Source organism: Mycetocola sp. Y791 (assembly GCF_059445325.1).
Genome location: NZ_JCAIUC010000002.1, coordinates 584,939 through 600,367 on the forward strand (window position 1 = coordinate 584,939; position 15,429 = coordinate 600,367).

A 15,429-nucleotide genomic window follows, 5' to 3' on the forward strand; every position below is an offset into this window, starting at 1 on the left:
AACTCACGCATCCTGGTACGGAAGCGGTCTCTACGCCACGCTCGCTGCCTTTGCACGCGAGAGGTCGAGAAAGAGATCTGTATTGAACTGGTACGCCACGCGAACTTCATCGATCACGCGCGACCGTTCGTCTTCCTCCCACGGCACAGCATCGAGCTGTTCGCGGTAGGTGTCCTTGAAACGTCTGGGTTCGGCGATGTCGCCGAACAGGTAGAATCCGACACCGTTGGTCTCGAAACCGAACTGGCGCTGCATGAGGGTGCGGATCACCTGGCCACCCGAAAGGTCGCCGAGGTAACGGGTGTAGTGGTGGGCAACGAAGCCACCGGCCCAGACAGCGGCAACCTCACGAATGCGGGCAACGTACGCCACCGTCGTCGGGAGAGGGCTGATCTGGTCGCGCCATCCGTCACCGATGAGAAAACGCAGGTCTTCCTCGATCGCTGGAAGCCGTGTCAGCTTGTCTGAGATGAATGGGAGCGCCACCGGGTCGTTCTTCATGCGTTCCGTTGCGGCCTCGAGCGCTTCGTAGATGAAGTAATGCTGGGCCACGAGGGCTATGTAATCGTCGACCGTTCCCTTGCCGCTCATCAGGTCGCCCATGAAATCCGCGCCTTCGCTCTCGGAGTGACTCGTGCGAGTGCGCTCACGAAGCTCCTGCGAGAAGGGAATGACTGACATGAGGGACTCCGTCGTCGGCGGTTGCGTTGCTGTTGCTCACGGTGTGGGAAACGTCACGGTCAGCGTTATTCTATCGAAACCGACTAGGCAGAACGCTGAGTTCGGTCGCTGACTGGTAATGACGGCGCGAGCGTGTTATGGGATGGTCGCACGGCTAGTCGATGGCGGGTGCGAGCGGATGCCGAGTGGCAGCGAATCAGTGGTCGCGTGCGGGGACACCGAGTTTGGCGCACGCCGCCTCGTACAGGACAACGACCTCCCGGCGGATCTCGGGGCGTTCCGTGACCGGAGTCGACCAGGGAACCCGGGCCTCGCGCTCCACGCCGCCGACCCGCACGAGCCACGTTCCACCGTCTCCGTCGAGGCCCACCATCCTCGCCGCCGAGGCGTCCTGATCCACAAACGCCCTCGCGATGAGGAGGTTGTCGTCGGAATGATCGCTGTTCATGTGCCGGAGAACCGCGTCAACGACGCTCGAGTCGAAGTTGTGACCTGCCATGCCCTCATCACAGCCCACTGCCGCGTGAAAAGTCAATGTGGATACCACGGAACAGGCGGCAAACGCGAGGGCTGGTCCGGGTTCATCGCGACTCCCTAGGCTCGGGATGACCTGAAAGGCGGCACACGCAGTGATCCTTGGTTTCCACGCATCCCACGAACAAATCCACCCCGGTCGCTTGCTCGACTCGGTGATCCGGGCGGAAGAGGTGGGGTTTGGCGCCGCAATGTGCTCCGACCACTTCGCACCGTGGGGAACCGACCAGGGGCATTCCGGGTTCGCGTGGTCCTGGCTCGGTGCCGCGCTGCAGGCAACAAGCTTCAAGCTCGGTGTGGTCAACGCTCCTGGTCAGCGGTACCACCCGGCGATCATCGCGCAGGCTGTGGCGACGCTCGAAGCGATGTACCCGGGTCGGTTCTGGGCCGCGCTTGGCTCAGGCGAGAACGTCAACGAGCACATCACCGGGGATGGCTGGCCTCGAAAGAGCCTGCGAAACGACCGGCTGCGCGAGAGCGTCGATGTCATGCGGCAACTGCTCGCCGGAAACGAGGTCACCCACGATGGCCTGATCACAGTAGACCGGGCTCGCTTGTGGACACTGCCCGATGCTCCGCCTCCACTGCTTGGCGCTGCGACAAGCCCGGAAACCGCGGCCTTCGTCGCGCCGTGGTCTGACGGCCTCGCGACAGTGCTGCAGGAGCCGGACGCCCTCCGCCGCATCATCGACGCGTACCGCGGTGCCGGCGGTCGCGGGCCCGTCGTGCTCCAGGTGCACCTCAGCTATGCGGCCACAGACGACGAAGCGCTCGCCATCGCCCACACGCAGTGGCGGACCAACGTCTTCTCGGCACCGGTCAGCTGGGACCTCGACACTCCTGAAGCGTTCGACGAGGCAGCGCGCCACGTCAGGCCCGAGGATGTGCGGGGGAGTGTTCTGGTCTCATCGGATGCCGCGTGGCACGCGGCGAGGATCGCCGAGTTCGTAGACCTCGGCTTCGATGAGATCTACCTGCACCACGTCGGGACTGGGCAGGACCAGTTCCTCGATGTCTTCGGCGACCGCGTGCTCGGGCAGTTTGCATGAACGACATGAAGAAGACCGACACCGCCGATCTCTGGTGGAAGAACGCCGTCGTCTACTGTCTGGATGTCGAGACATTCCTGGACTGGAACAACGACGGCGTCGGAGACTTTGCCGGGCTCGCCCAACGCATCGACTACCTGGCCGAGTTGGGCGTGACGTGTTTGTGGCTGATGCCCTTCTATCCGACGCCTGACCGTGATGACGGGTACGACATCACTGACTTTTACGGGGTCGACTCGAGGCTTGGCCACCACGGCGACCTCGTCGAGGTTCTTCGCATGGCGAAGGACAGGGGCATGAGGGTGATCGCCGATCTCGTCGTCAATCACACGTCTGACCAGCATCCGTGGTTCAAGGCGTCCCGTTCGAGTGTGACCTCGCCGTACCGCGACTTCTATGTCTGGCGGAAGGACCTTCCCAAGAGCCAGCCGGAGACCGTCTTTCCCGGCGAAGAAACCGGAGTGTGGGAGCTGGACGAGAAGACGGGCGAGTACTACCTGCACAGGTTTTACCGTCACCAGCCCGACCTCAATGTCGAGAATCCCGCGGTGCGCGAAGAAATCGCCAAGATCATGGGGTTCTGGCTTGAGCTTGGACTCAGCGGGTTCCGCGTCGACGCCGTTCCTTTCTTTATTGAGGGAGATCCAGGGGCCGTTTCAGGAGATGAGTACGGAGACCCGCACGACTACCTCAAGTCGCTCAGGGCGTTCCTCGGCAGGCGGACGGGAGACGGCATCCTCCTCGGTGAGGTGAACCTCCCGCGCGAGGAGCAGCTCACGTATTTCGGAGGAGAAGCTTTCGATGAACTCACCATGCAGTTCGATTTCGTCGCCATGCAGAAGTTTTATCTCTCGCTCGCGCGGGAAGACGCGGCACCGCTCGCCGAAGCGCTGGCGAGCCGCCCGCAGCTCGGGCAACCCGCGCAGTGGGCGAACTTCCTCCGCAACCACGACGAGCTGACCCTCGACCAGCTCAGCGACGGCGAGCGTGACGAGGTCTTCACCGCGTTCGCTCCCGACGAGGACATGCGCGTGTTCGGTCGCGGCATCATCCGCCGGCTGCCAACGATGCTGAACGGTGACCCGCGACGTATACGGATGGCGTACAGCCTCCTCTTTTCGATGCCCGGCACGCCCGTGCTGTTCTACGGTGAAGAGATCGGTATGGGGGAGAACCTCGAGATCAGTGGGCGCGAGGCGGTTCGTTCGCCGATGCAGTGGACGCCCGAGCCGAACGGTGGCTTCTCGAACGCGAAACCGCGGCGGTTGACAGCGCCGGTGGTGGACGATGGCTACGGGCCACGGTTCGTCAACGTGGCGGAGCAACGCCACGAGCCGGACTCTTTGCTGAGTTTCATCAGGACGCTCATCAGGACCTACCGCAACTCCTCGGAGATCGGCTGGGGCGACTTTGAGGTGCTCGATCAGCCGAACAGAGCGGTAATGGCGCATGTCGTGAGTGCGTCGGAGGGCCGCATGGTCGCACTGCACAACTTCGGCCCGGATCCCGTGAGCCTCGAGCTCACCATTCCTGAAACGGCTGAAGGTACCCGGCTTGTCGACCTGCTCACCACCGGCGAAGTCACGCTCTCCGATGACGGTGCCGCTGAATTCGAACTTGGAGGCTACGGCTACCGGTGGCTTCGGGTGATCGAGCCGGGGAGCAGGCGCCTCTACTGACGGCGGCGCGCTCCGGCGATGTCTTGATCGCATAACGGATTGACTCCACCTGTCTTTGGCCTCTCAGAGGTGTGACCGCCGGTAGGTATGATCGCCCCTCGTTGAGCCATCGGGGGATGGATGAGAACTGTTCGATCCACAGGCGCGCGCTTTGCTGCGTTTGCTGTCGCAATGAGCCTCGTCGCGGCGCTCGTCGGGTGCGCGACCGGGCCGATGCAAACGCCGATCGATCTGCCGGAACAGGCAGCGGGTGATCTTCCCGCCGCGACGGTTGAACAGCTCAACGCGGCGCTCGCCGATTCAATGTCGCTCGCTGCGGCATCCGGTGCCGTCGTCGGAGTCTGGGCCCCATGGTCGGGACACTGGACCGAGGCTGCAGGAACAGTGACGCCGGGCGGAGCACCGATGACGTTGGACATGCACTTCCGGATCGGTGGGAACACCAGGCCGATGACCTGCGATGTGCTGTTCGGCCTCGTCGATGCCGGAAAGATGTCGCTCGATGACGACGTCGCAGACTATCTTCCCGGTGTTGTCGGTGTGGAAGGCAGGACCCTGGGACAGCTCTGTCGCAGCACGTCGGGCTTCGGCGCCTACCCGGTTCAACTGAAGCAGATGTTCGCGAGCAATCCGCAACGGCTCTGGACGCCCCTCGAGCTCGTCTCGCACGGCGTCTCCTACCCTGCCGTCGCCACACCGGGAACGACGTACTTCCCGTCGGAACCGAACTACGTACTTCTCGGACTCGCGCTCGAGGCGGCGACGCAGTCCAACATGGCCTCTCTCTACAACGACTACGTCTTTGAGCGGCTCGGCATGGAGAACAGCGGATACCCCGGCCCGCACGACCTGACCCTTCCCAAACCGTTCGCGACCGGCTGGGAAGGGCGCAGGCAACCGGACGGATCGTTCGCATGCGATGCACCGTATGACGAGTCCCTGCTGTCGAATTCCATGGTTTTCGCCGCTGGCGGCGTCGTGTCGACCGTCGGTGACCTGAAACGGTACGTGCAGGCCCTCGCGGTCGGCTCGCTCCGCGGCCAGGAAACGAAGGATGCCGCGTGGGAGACGATGCCGATGGAAGGGGCCCCGTCCTGGCAGTCGTACGGCCCGGGTGCCGTCCAGGTGGGACCGATGCGGGGCCAGTCCGGTTACATGCCCGGCCACATTTCCGCGATGCTCGCTGACCCGGAATCGGGTCTGACCGTTGTCGTGATGCTCAATAACTCGAGCGCTGGCGAGCAGTTCGCCCAAACGCTCGCCATGAAGCTGGCGGCCATTGCGTCGAAGGCCGCGCCGTCGGGCAAAGGGAGTCCGCCCGAGATCGGGCTGCCCTGGTCCGAGGAGCAGATGTCAGCACAGCTCGCCGCGGGTCGCGTGTGCTGAAGCGGGCACCGTGCGTGGCCGTAACTCGACGGTCGGCGGCGGTTTTCCTCTCCCGGTGAGAGAGCGGCTCCGCTTAGTGTTGGGTCATGCCTATCGTCCCGGACACCAAAAACTGGACCTGGGTGCTTGCGCGCCCCTGCCCCGAGTGCGGTTTCGATGCGAGTGCCGTGCGGCTCGCCGACGTGCCGGCCATCATTCGCGAGAACACCGCGGCATGGCCCGCGGTGATGCGCGACGACCGGGTGCGGGTTCGTCCCGATGACAGCACGTGGTCACCGCTCGAGTACGCGGCTCACGTCAGGGATGTGTTCCGGATCTTCGCCTCGCGTCTCGCCGCGATGCTTTCCGACGACGATCCGCTGTTCGAGAACTGGGATCAGGATGCCACCGCAGTCGCGGAGCGATACGCGGAACTCGATCCCGCTTTCGTGTCCGCTGAACTCGTCTCAGCGGGGAATCAGCTGGCCGACGCCTTCGAGGCGGTTCCCCGTGATGCGGTGTCCCGCACCGGTCGGCGCAGCGACGGTGCGGTATTCACCGTCGAGACGCTCGGACGTTATCTCGTCCACGATCCGATCCACCACCTGTGGGATGTGACCGCGCGACGCGCTGTCTGACGGTTCGCGGTTAACCGTGGACGATGAGCACAGGGCACGTCGCGTGTGCAACGCACGCGGTGCTCACCGACCCGACCAGCAGTCCGGTGAAGCCGCCGTAGCCGCGTGAACCGAGGACGAGCATCTCGGCGTCGGCGCAGTAGCGGATGAGCGTGCGGGCGGGAGGGCCGTTCAGGACCGTCTGGGTGAATCCATCGGGGCGGTCCTCTCCAAAAGCGGAGGTGACCGCGTCACCGAGGAGTTTCTCCACCTCTTTCTCCGGAGTCCAGCCCGACTCCGCCTGGTAGAAGTCGTAGAGGGAGTGGGCCTGCTGCCACACCGCGACAGCCTCGAGCGGGGCACCGAGCGCCTCCGCGAGCCGCCGCGCATGACGGAGTGCCTTGATCGACAGCTCTGAACCGTCGATTCCCACGACTATCGGGCGGGGTCGGGTTGCAGTGGGGTCGGCCGATGGTGTGGATTCGCTGTCGCTCATGTAAGCAGTATTCTCCGTTCGACCGGGAAACGTTAGGGCCGGTGGCCCAGGAACCCTCAGCGCCGGTCGGTGGACCCGCTGGAAATCCCGACGAGCCTCTCGCTCTTGTCCCACAGCTCGGCGGCCAGCGCTTCGTCGTATGCGAGCGGATTCGCCTTGGCGATCCGCCGCTTCGCGTAGTACGCGCCGGAGACCCAGTCGACACCGGGGGTCGACTGCGCGAGCCAGACCAGAGTGTCTGCGCCCTGTTCGGGCGAGATCAGCAGGAACCGGAAAACGCTGCGGTAGATGTGGCGCATTGCGGTCGTCGAGCCTGTGGCGAAGCTCGTCGCGACGACACCGGGGTGAAACGCTGCTGTCGAGATTCCCGAGTCGGAGAAGCGCCTGTTCAGCTCTGCGGTGAAGAGGATGTTCGCGAGTTTCGCGTTTCCGTACGCCCGGTTCTCCGAGTACCCGTGTTCCAGGTTGAGGTCGTCGATGTCGAACTTCGCGAATCGGGTGTTGGCAATGCTCGAGGTGTTGATGATGCGCGCCTTGCTTTCGATCAGGCGGTCCATCAGCAGGTGGGTGAGGAGGAAGGGCGCGAGGTGGTTGACCTGGAAGGTCGTCTCATTTCCGTCGACGGTGAGCTGCCGTGGCCCGAAGATGCCGCCAGCGTTATTGGCAAGAACGTCGATCCGTTCGTAGTTATCGCGGAGGTCCGCTGCGAGCTTTCTGACATCGTCGAGTTTTGAGAAATCAGCGGTGAAGGATGCCACCTTCAGATCGTTGGCCACCGCCTTCGTTTTCTCCGGCGACCTGCCGACCACGATGACGGTGTCGCCTGCCTCGTGCAGGCGACGGGCGGCCTCAGCTCCGATGCCGTCACTCGCTCCGGTGATGACGACTGTTCGTGCGGTCATGCTGCCTCGATTCGTGTTGGGCCCGTGCCCGGCGTGCCGTCGGCTCTCGTGCCGGCGTGCTCCTCGAGCAGCCTATGCCGATCCGGGGTCTCACTCCGTGGGTTGACAGGAACCGTCCCTGGTCAACACCACAGCGCCGTCCGCAACCAATCAAAAGGCTGTAGCGGCGTATCTGTGACGCGGATAGCCTGACCGGATGACCACGATGATGAGGGGTGCGGTGATAAGCGGGCCCCGACCCTGCCAGGGAGGTGCGCGGCCGTGAGTGATCCGTCAGCGGCTGATCCCGCCCTCATCGGTCCGACCAGCCCGGCTCGGCTGCACGTCATGTGCTGGAACATCCGCAGGCCTTTTCCGCATCTGGCGCGACGGCATCCTGACCGGTGGGAAGACCGCAAATGGCTCGCGGTCCGCCTGCTGGCGAGCGAGCAACCCTCGGTGATCGGGATGCAGGAGGTAATGCCAGACCAGTTGCACTTTCTGCGGGCAGCCTTTGGGCCGTTCTGGCAGTGGGTGGGGTACGGCAGGAATGCCGACCACGGGGGCGAACACATTCCCATTTTCTTCGACTCCGAGCGGCTAAGGCTGCAGTCGTGGAAGCAGTTCGCGCTCTCGGACACCCCGGAGGTGCCTGGCTCACGATCGTGGGGAAATTTGGTCCCGCGAGTGGCGGTTGTCGCCGATTTCGTGGACCTCGCCACCGGGCTGCCGATACGGCTGATCAACACCCACTTCGATCACTACTCGCGTAAATCCCGTGAGCGGTCAGCGCGCATGGTGAGTGAGCTGGCGGCCGAGGCACCCGCCGCCGCGATTGTCATGGGTGACATGAACACGACACCCCGGTCGCTGCCGTATCGGTACATGACGCGAGATGGCGCACTCCAGGACAGCTGGGTGGTCGCCGAGCGCCGCCTCACGGAGGCGTGGGTGACGTACTCGGGATACCGTCCGCCACGGCGGGGAGGCAAGCGCATCGATTGGATACTCGTCAACGACGCTGTCGCCGTTGAGTCTGTGGCAATCAACGCTGTCCGTTATTCCGGCGCAGCGGCATCCGACCACGAACCAATCCAGGCAGTGCTGCGGATGAGGAGGAGAAGCGAGAGTGCCCCACGCGACACTGTTTCATCATCGGCTGGTTGAGAATTTCCTCCGGCCAGCTCGTACCACGGGAGAGCATGCCGCCGATCTCCTCCGGGTTATCGGACTGGTAAGCCTGGTCGTCGTGGCCTTCGGTTGGGGCTTTGTAGCCATGGCGGTGTTTGCGCTGTCGATGCTCGGCGTGGTTCTGCCGCGGTTCCTCGGCGCGCGAGCAACCCTCGATGTCGCGGTCTGCGTCGCCGTTCTCGTGGCGGCCTGGAGCGCTGTGCTCCAGCTCTACCAGGCGATTGCGTGGTGGGACATCGTTGTCCACTGCACCCTTAACGGGCTGATCGCGGCTGTGGCCTGGGTGCTCTACACGCAGCTCGGGGTTTCGCTTGTCGAGGCGGAGTCGAGGTATCGGTTCGTGCTCACGGTCAGCCTGACGACGGCGTTCGGTCTTGCGCTCGGGGCGGTGTGGGAAATGTGGGAGTGGTTCGGCCACACTTACCTCGACGAAACCATCTACGTGTCGTACACCGACACCGTCGGGGATATCGCCGCTGGCGGTGTCGGTTCGCTGATCGCGGGCTGTTCAATGCGCTTTCTCGCGGGGGCGAACCGAGGCGGATAACGGCATCCGATGGCCTTCTTTCTCCAATGCGCCACCCCTCAAGGGAAAGGTGCACCGCGAGAGGGTTCGCGAGACAATTGACCGGTGTCCTTCTTCCGTCGCCGCCCCAAACGCGTGAGTCTCGGCACCTATAAACCCGCGCCAGAGGAACCGATCGCTCCCATCGGCAGGGTTGTCGACGAAGGCGTGCTCATTACTGCGTCGTCGGTGCGGATGGCCATCAAGAACAAGTTGATCGTCGGCGCGCTCCGTGATGACCGCAAGTTCGACGCAGAGTCCCTCGGTGAGGCTGCCCGTCAGGAATTTCTCGCGGCCGCCGAGGAGAACGCGGCGACCGCGGAACGGCTCGAGAGACTGGGGCACTATGCGTATTCGGTCGGAGCCGCAGACCTGGCCGACCCATTCATCGATGAAGACGAGATCGATGAACAGCACAGGCGGCGACCCCAGGTGCATCGCGCGCTCGCCGATGCGCTGAGGGCCGAGGCTGATAACCCCGAGCGGATTCGCGAGGTCGTGGAACAGGCACGGGACGACGCCTGGGAGGAGATCGGCAGGGAGTTGCGGTCGAGGCTGCGGAACACGGGTTACGTTCGCGACAACGATCCGAAGTATGAGAAGTTGCGGGCGAAGCGGATAAGCGACTTCAAGAGAGACGTTTTGGCTGGCCTGCAGAGTGTGGGCGACTGAGCGTCAGCCGCGTTTCGGGAGGAAGAACCGGGTGCCCGGCCTCGTATTGTGATTCGCCGCCGCGATTCCCCTCCCGAAAAACCCCGCCGCCCTCCCTGATTTGCGGCGTCGAGGGCGGTGCCGGATGCCGCGGTCAGCGCCAGCTGGGCGGGGGTGGTAGCCGAGTCCTGGAGGCGGCAGTCGAGCCTCGGAGGTGTCAGCCGCGTTTCGGGAGGAAGAACCGGGTGCCCGGCCTCGTATTGCGATTCGCCGCCGCGATCCTCCTCCCGAAAAACCCCGCCGCCACCGCTGATCCGCGGCGTCGAGGGCGGTGCCGGACGCCGCGGTCAGCGCCAGCTGGGCGGGGGTGCTAGCCGAGTCCTGGAGGCGGCAGTCGAGCCTCGGAGGTGTCAGCCGCGTTTCGGGAGGAAGAACCGGGTACCCGGCCGCCTATTGGGGTTCGCCGCCGCGATTCTCCTCCCGAAAAACCATCACTGTCCCTGATCCGGGGATCCGAGGCGCTGCCGGATGCCACCGTCAGAGCCTCAAGGTCGGTCAACGCCGATGTCAGTGGTTGGGTGTGTAGTTAAGTCATGAACATCCCGGTCAGTCACCCGATCCGCCACCGTTCTGGTGTGGCGCTCGGATGCCTGGAGCGGCTCGGACGTGGTGCCGTTGGTACGGCGGTTCAATGTCAGTGGTTGGGTGTGTACTGAAGTCATGAACATCCCGGTCAATTGCTCAATCCGCACCCTTACAGGGTCGCGTTCGAACGCCCGGGATGGTGCCGGTGCGAGGCCCCAAATGTGGCAGTTCCAATGTCAGTGGTTGGGTGTGTACTGAGGTTATGAACATCCCGGTCAGCAGCCTGATCCGCACCCGTTCCGGTGCGGCGGACTCCGGTCTGGCCGTGCATCATGTCCTCGCCTCGACTGGTGGGGGTGTGCGGGTGTCATGAGTCTCGCGGTGAGCGACTTTCCGCCGGCGTCGGTGCCGGAGGGGGAGAGTGCGCTCACCGGACTGCTCACCCACCTGGGGCAGGTGGTTGATGTTCTCGACCTCGACCATCTCGACCGGTTGACCGGGGAACAGCTGTTGACGCAGCTGGGTCAGGTTGCCGGGGTGGTGCGTGCCGGTGAGGCGGTCCTCGCGGCGTTGAGTGCCGAGGTCGCGGACCGGTCAGACCCCGCCCGCGGCAACGAAGGTTTGGCAGTGAAACACAACTACCAGCGTCCGTCGCACCTGATCGAGGTCATCACCGGAGTCTCCTCCGCTGCCGCATCACGGTTCATCCGGGTGGGGCAGCGGACCTGCCGCCGCTCCACGGATGCCGGGTTCCCGTTGTCGCCGTTGTTCCCGGTGGTCGGGGAGGCGTTCCGGCAGGGTTTGATCGGGGTGGAGACCGCCGAAGCGATCACCCGGGAACTCTCACTCGCCGCACCCCGTGCCGAGGTGGAACACCTCGCGATCGCCGAACGGACCCTGATCAGTGAGGCGGTCGGGTCCGGCTGGCGCGACGGGTTACCCATGTCGGCCGATTTGGTGGGTGTTCAGGCTCGGCAGTGGCGGGACCGGTTGGATGAAGACGGGATCGAACCCCGCACCGACAAAGCGTTCCAGCGCCGGGATTTCTGGATCGCCCGCACCGCGAAGGACGGGTTGGTGAAGTTCGGTGGCCAGGTCACCGTCGATGTCGGCGCGAAACTCCACGCGCTGTTCGACGCGGTGCTGAGCCCGAAGACCGCGGACCGATACGACCCAACGGCCGCGGACGCTGCCGCGGGTTCTGGTGATGGAACAGGCGGAGCTGGTGGCACCGGAACCGGCTACAGCGGCGCCATCACATCCGGCGACACAGGCACCTTCGGATCCGGCGACGCGGGTTCCTTCGGATCGGGTGACACGGGTGCCTTCGGATCTGGCGCGCCGCGAACCGTAACCGGCGCCAACCCAGCCACCGGTGACGCGGTGCAAGGCACCAACATGAGTCCCTGTGCGGAGTCCAGCGAACCGTTCCGGGCCCGGCGGACGGCGGGGCAGCAACGTGCTGACGTGTTCGCGGCGATGATCGACGCCCTCGCTCGCTCCGCCGACACGCCCAGTGTTACCGGTGCTGCACCGACCGTCGTCGTCACGGTCAATGCGGACGTGATCGACTCGAAGTCCGGTACCGGACAGATCGTGGGAGTGAACGCACCGGTGGCGGCGTCAACGATCAGCCAGGTTCTCTGTGATGCGAGCATCGTCCCGGTGTTCATCGACCCCGACGGCACCGTCGTCGCCCTCGGCAACGACCAACGCGGGTTCAATCGGACCCAGCGAATGGGCATGATCGCCCGCGACGGACCGACCTGTGCGATGCCGGATTGTCAGATCCCGGCGACCGGGTGCGAAGCGCACCACATCATCCCGCACTCCGAAGGTGGGCCCACCCATATTGATAACGGGGTCTTGTTCTGCTGGTTCCACCATCGGATGGTCGACACCGGGGTTTTCACGGTCACGATGGTGAACGGCAAACCCAAGGTCACCATCGCCGAATGGATCCGCCGCAAACCATACTTCCGATAAATGACCGCAACTTCGGCTCCAGACAGCACAACACCCGGCACGTGCGCATAAACGCGGGTGCCGGGTGCCGGGTGCAGGACTCGTGTCCGGCTCAGGAATCTCTAGCCGATCGCCGCACGCAGAGCGGCCGCAGCTGCTCCGACGTCGGGTGCGCCATAGATCGCTCCGCCGGCAACAGCAATCTGTGCCCCGGATGCCTTGACCGAAGCAATCGTCGTGACATTGACCCCGCCAGCGACGGAGAACGGTGTGCCAGACGCTTCTCCGTCACGCAGAAGCGTGTCGAACGTGAAGCCTTCTTCAGCCTGCTCGTCGAGTCCGGCGTGCATCTCCACGAACTCGGCACCGAGTGCGACAACCTCGCGCGCACGGGCGGGCTTGTCAGCCACACCGATGAGGTCGACGACGATGCCCTTGCCGTGCTTCTTCGCGGCCTTCACGGCTCCGGCGATCGTGCTGTCACCGGCAACGCCGAGCACGGTGACGAGGTCAGCACCCGCCGTGAACGCGATGTCGGCCTCGAGCTCGCCGGCATCCATTGTCTTGAGGTCCGCGAAAACCACCTTGTCAGGGTGTGCCGCCTTCACCGCGGTGATCGCGGAGAGACCGGCGCTCTTGATGAGGGGAGTGCCGAGTTCGAGGATGTCGACGTGCGGCGCGGCAGCAGCGGCGAGTTCGAGGGCGGCCTCGGTGGTCAGGGTGTCCATAGCAAACTGAAGCTTCATAGTGTGTTCCTTCTGTTGGTGATGTGATCGCGTGCGAGTGCAGCGGGATCGGTCATTCAAGATTTGAGTGGCGTGGCCAGAGATCGTCTGCGCTCTGTCCCGAGCGAAGCCAGAGGGTGTGAAACAGGGCGTCTCCCACAACCATGACGGTCTGCTCGAACAGGCTTCCGGCGTACTGGCCCGAGACCGAACCGGAACGGTCGAGCTTGCCCGCCGCCGGCACAACCAAGACCACGGTGGCGAGAGCAGCCAGCGGGGAATCAGCGGCCGTCGTGATGGCGACCACGGATGCACCAGCGTTCGCGGCAGCATCCGCCCCGCGAATTATCGCCGGCGTCGTCCCCGAACCGCTTGCCGTCACGAGGACGTCGCCGGGTCCGATCGCCGGAGCTGTTACTTCACCGACGACATGGACGCTGAGGCCGAGGTGCATCAGGCGCATGGCTGTCATCTGTAGCGCCAGTCCCGATCGCCCCGCTCCGAGCACGAAAACCCGACGAGCGCCGTGCACCGCGTTCGCGACGTCGGCGAGATCGTCGGTGCCGTGTGCGGTAATCGCATCTGTCGTTGCGGTGAGTTCCCGCATGATCGTGGCGAGGGATGCCGTCACTTCGGAGTTCGGGATCGTCGCCGTCTCGGAATTCGTCATTGGTCCATCGTCTCCAGACGGCGGCCCCGAGGTCCCCGCCCGCCCGTGCAGTCGGCCTACCCATCGGGGGAGGTACAGGTTCTCTGGGTAGGTTGAACCGGTGACAATCGACAGCGAGCATCCGACCCCCGTACCCCGAAGACTCCAGCTCGAGCACGCGCAGGCCGTTGCCGAACAGGCCGACCGGCACGCCGTGACACTCGAGTCGGTCCTTGCCGTTCTCCGCTCGTCGCGGCTGGATGACCGCGCGAGCCGAACGACGGCGATCGACCTGGCATCCGCATCACTGATCGAGTTGCGCAGCACCACCGACCAGCAGCGCGGCACCATGCTCGAACCCGTGGACGGAGCCTTTGCCCGGCTTCGCTCCGACCTGCGTCCGCTTGCCCGGTTCGGCGGGCTCGACGTGCAATTCGTCGAACCGCCCACCGGGGGTCGCGCCCTGCCCGGAGAGGTTGCCCACGCGGCGCGGGCGATCGTGCGCAGCGCGGTGCTTGCCCTCGTGGATCAGGAAGACGCCAAACGTGTGCGGATCCAATGGGATTGCGACGGCCTCAATCTGCTGATCGACATCCGGGACGATGGTGAAGGCAGCATCAGCGCCCACGACGACTCACTGCGTCCCATCGCGGAACGGGTTTCCGCACTCGACGGCGGTCTCGACGTGTCATCGACAACGGGCTGGGGGACGACGCTCGCGATCCGACTCCCGCTGGACCCGCCCGCCGAGACGGAACCGCTCGAGGATTCCGCCGACTTCAGCCCCCGCGAACGCGACGTGCTTCGACTGGTGGCATCGGGCGCGCGCAACCGTGCGATCGCTGCTCAGCTGGGCATCACCGACAACACCGTCAAGTTCCACGTGTCGAACCTGCTCCGCAAGGCCGGGGTTCGCACGCGCGGTGAGCTGACGGCGATCGCCGCCGCTTCAACGCGGTCACGGCAGTAGCCGGCCGGCGTTGCGCGGTCCGGTCGGGCCTGTCACCCCTTCAGGCAATGGTGGATGCCGCTGCGGCATTCGCGAGGATCAGCGGAAGGCCGGAGTACCCAACCGCAGCCCCCAGGGGTGCGGGCCGGCCAGGAACCAGACGAACGCTGCGATAAGAGGAAAGAAGACCAAGCCGACTACCCAGAGGTATCGTTCGACCCGCGAAAGATCGCGGGTCCGGACGATCTGTACGATGCCGTAACCGATAGCGGCCAGATACGCCCCGCCTGTGAGCCCAACGACCAGCAAGGCGAGAGCAAGGTCGGCATTCATGGATCTCTCCTTCGGCTGTTGGTTCTCAAGCTAGGGCCGCGGGTGGTCCCGGTCAAGAGCGAACCCCCGACTCGCCTGACCGTTCCCCGCCAGGTCTCGGCGTTGTCGGGCTCAACACCGACAACCCGGCCATCAGCATCGGTGACGTGCAGGCCCTTCGTGAGCTGGGAGCAGCTCCAGTGAGCCGCTCCAGAGAGACGCGCCCGGACCTCCCTGTCGACCGATGTCAAGTCCTGACGTGACTTGTGTTGTGAACCTACGGTGGAAGACCCTCGGGCAAGTCTCAGCGATTTCGCTGACGAAGAAGTGGAGAAGTGAGTGCCGGTTTCCCGGAATGTTGAAGCAAAGCCGGTGTTGGAGATTCTTGCCATCAGCGACCACGAGTGGCGCGTGTGCGATGGGCGGTTCAGCCAGAGCGATGCCAGACGGATGCTGGGCTATATCGGCAGGACAGCGGGCGTTTACGAATTGGTGCGTCTCCAACACGGTCCTGAATGGGAGTGCTTCGACACGC

At 64.6% G+C, this 15,429-nt stretch carries 16 protein-coding genes; 9 read left to right on the top strand and 7 right to left on the bottom strand.

Annotation, left to right across the window (positions count from 1 at the left end; genetic code table 11):
* Window positions 1-30 precede the first annotated feature (30 nt).
* Together AC1C2N_RS07670 and AC1C2N_RS07675 are read right to left on the bottom strand one after the other, a co-directional pair.
* A complete protein-coding gene (locus tag AC1C2N_RS07670) occupies window positions 31-681 on the bottom strand; it encodes a biliverdin-producing heme oxygenase (protein WP_483406174.1) in 651 nt (216 codons plus the stop codon).
* Between the two features lie 196 nt (window positions 682-877).
* Window positions 878-1,180, bottom strand: coding sequence for a DUF2470 domain-containing protein (locus AC1C2N_RS07675; protein WP_483406173.1), 303 nt, complete (start codon window positions 1,178-1,180; stop codon window positions 878-880).
* Window positions 1,181-1,310: 130 nt separating this feature from the next.
* Here AC1C2N_RS07675 and AC1C2N_RS07680 point away from each other — a divergent pair, with 130 nt between their 5' ends.
* The 4 genes from AC1C2N_RS07680 to AC1C2N_RS07695 all read left to right on the top strand — a co-directional run bounded on the left by AC1C2N_RS07680 (window position 1,311) and on the right by AC1C2N_RS07695 (window position 5,946).
* On the top strand, window positions 1,311-2,264 hold the full coding sequence (locus tag AC1C2N_RS07680; protein WP_495433526.1) for a TIGR03885 family FMN-dependent LLM class oxidoreductase: 954 nt from the start codon (window positions 1,311-1,313) through the stop codon (window positions 2,262-2,264).
* Window positions 2,265-2,269: 5 nt separating this feature from the next.
* The gene (locus AC1C2N_RS07685) at window positions 2,270-3,943 is read left to right on the top strand and encodes an alpha-amylase family protein (protein WP_483406171.1); all 1,674 of its coding nucleotides are present in this window, start codon (window positions 2,270-2,272) and stop codon (window positions 3,941-3,943) included.
* A 171-nt stretch (window positions 3,944-4,114) separates the two neighbouring features.
* On the top strand, window positions 4,115-5,329 hold the full coding sequence (locus tag AC1C2N_RS07690) for a serine hydrolase domain-containing protein (protein WP_495433527.1): 1,215 nt from the start codon (window positions 4,115-4,117) through the stop codon (window positions 5,327-5,329).
* A gap of 86 nt (window positions 5,330-5,415) precedes the next feature.
* The gene (locus tag AC1C2N_RS07695) at window positions 5,416-5,946 is read left to right on the top strand and encodes a DinB family protein (protein ID WP_495433529.1); all 531 of its coding nucleotides are present in this window, start codon (window positions 5,416-5,418) and stop codon (window positions 5,944-5,946) included.
* A 10-nt stretch (window positions 5,947-5,956) separates the two neighbouring features.
* Here the strand turns inward: AC1C2N_RS07695 and AC1C2N_RS07700 are convergent, their stop codons facing one another.
* Both AC1C2N_RS07700 and AC1C2N_RS07705 read right to left on the bottom strand, forming a co-directional pair.
* Window positions 5,957-6,421, bottom strand: a complete 465-nt coding sequence (locus AC1C2N_RS07700; RefSeq protein ID WP_483406168.1) for a universal stress protein — start codon at window positions 6,419-6,421, stop codon at window positions 5,957-5,959.
* A gap of 56 nt (window positions 6,422-6,477) precedes the next feature.
* Window positions 6,478-7,323: an SDR family oxidoreductase gene (locus tag AC1C2N_RS07705; RefSeq protein ID WP_495433530.1), complete on the bottom strand. Its 846-nt coding sequence runs from the start codon at window positions 7,321-7,323 to the stop codon at window positions 6,478-6,480.
* A 261-nt stretch (window positions 7,324-7,584) separates the two neighbouring features.
* On the opposite strand from AC1C2N_RS07705, the gene AC1C2N_RS07710 reads away from it, so the two are divergent.
* The 4 genes from AC1C2N_RS07710 (at window position 7,585) to AC1C2N_RS07725 (ending at window position 12,280) form a co-directional block, all read left to right on the top strand.
* A complete protein-coding gene (locus tag AC1C2N_RS07710; RefSeq protein WP_495433531.1) occupies window positions 7,585-8,469 on the top strand; it encodes an endonuclease/exonuclease/phosphatase family protein in 885 nt (294 codons plus the stop codon).
* A complete protein-coding gene (locus AC1C2N_RS07715) occupies window positions 8,432-9,040 on the top strand; it encodes a DUF2238 domain-containing protein (RefSeq protein ID WP_495433532.1) in 609 nt (202 codons plus the stop codon). The genes AC1C2N_RS07710 and AC1C2N_RS07715 overlap by 38 nt, the downstream gene beginning before the upstream one ends.
* A gap of 84 nt (window positions 9,041-9,124) precedes the next feature.
* A complete protein-coding gene (locus AC1C2N_RS07720) occupies window positions 9,125-9,730 on the top strand; it encodes a hypothetical protein (RefSeq protein WP_483406164.1) in 606 nt (201 codons plus the stop codon).
* A gap of 945 nt (window positions 9,731-10,675) precedes the next feature.
* The gene (locus tag AC1C2N_RS07725) at window positions 10,676-12,280 is read left to right on the top strand and encodes an HNH endonuclease signature motif containing protein (protein WP_495433533.1); all 1,605 of its coding nucleotides are present in this window, start codon (window positions 10,676-10,678) and stop codon (window positions 12,278-12,280) included.
* 101 nt (window positions 12,281-12,381) lie between these two features.
* Here AC1C2N_RS07725 and hxlA read toward each other — a convergent pair whose 3' ends face one another.
* Window positions 12,382-13,005, bottom strand: coding sequence for a 3-hexulose-6-phosphate synthase (hxlA, locus tag AC1C2N_RS07730; protein ID WP_495433534.1), 624 nt, complete (start codon window positions 13,003-13,005; stop codon window positions 12,382-12,384).
* 52 nt (window positions 13,006-13,057) lie between these two features.
* Window positions 13,058-13,654, bottom strand: coding sequence for a 6-phospho-3-hexuloisomerase (gene hxlB, locus AC1C2N_RS07735; protein WP_495433536.1), 597 nt, complete (start codon window positions 13,652-13,654; stop codon window positions 13,058-13,060).
* A gap of 100 nt (window positions 13,655-13,754) precedes the next feature.
* On the opposite strand from hxlB, the gene AC1C2N_RS07740 reads away from it, so the two are divergent.
* Entirely contained in the window at window positions 13,755-14,603 is an 849-nt protein-coding gene (locus AC1C2N_RS07740) for a LuxR C-terminal-related transcriptional regulator (protein ID WP_483406160.1), read from the top strand.
* Between the two features lie 78 nt (window positions 14,604-14,681).
* On the opposite strand, the gene AC1C2N_RS07745 is transcribed toward AC1C2N_RS07740, so the two are convergent.
* Window positions 14,682-14,915, bottom strand: a complete 234-nt coding sequence (locus AC1C2N_RS07745) for a PLDc N-terminal domain-containing protein (RefSeq protein WP_495433538.1) — start codon at window positions 14,913-14,915, stop codon at window positions 14,682-14,684.
* Between the last annotated feature and the right edge of the window lie 514 nt (window positions 14,916-15,429).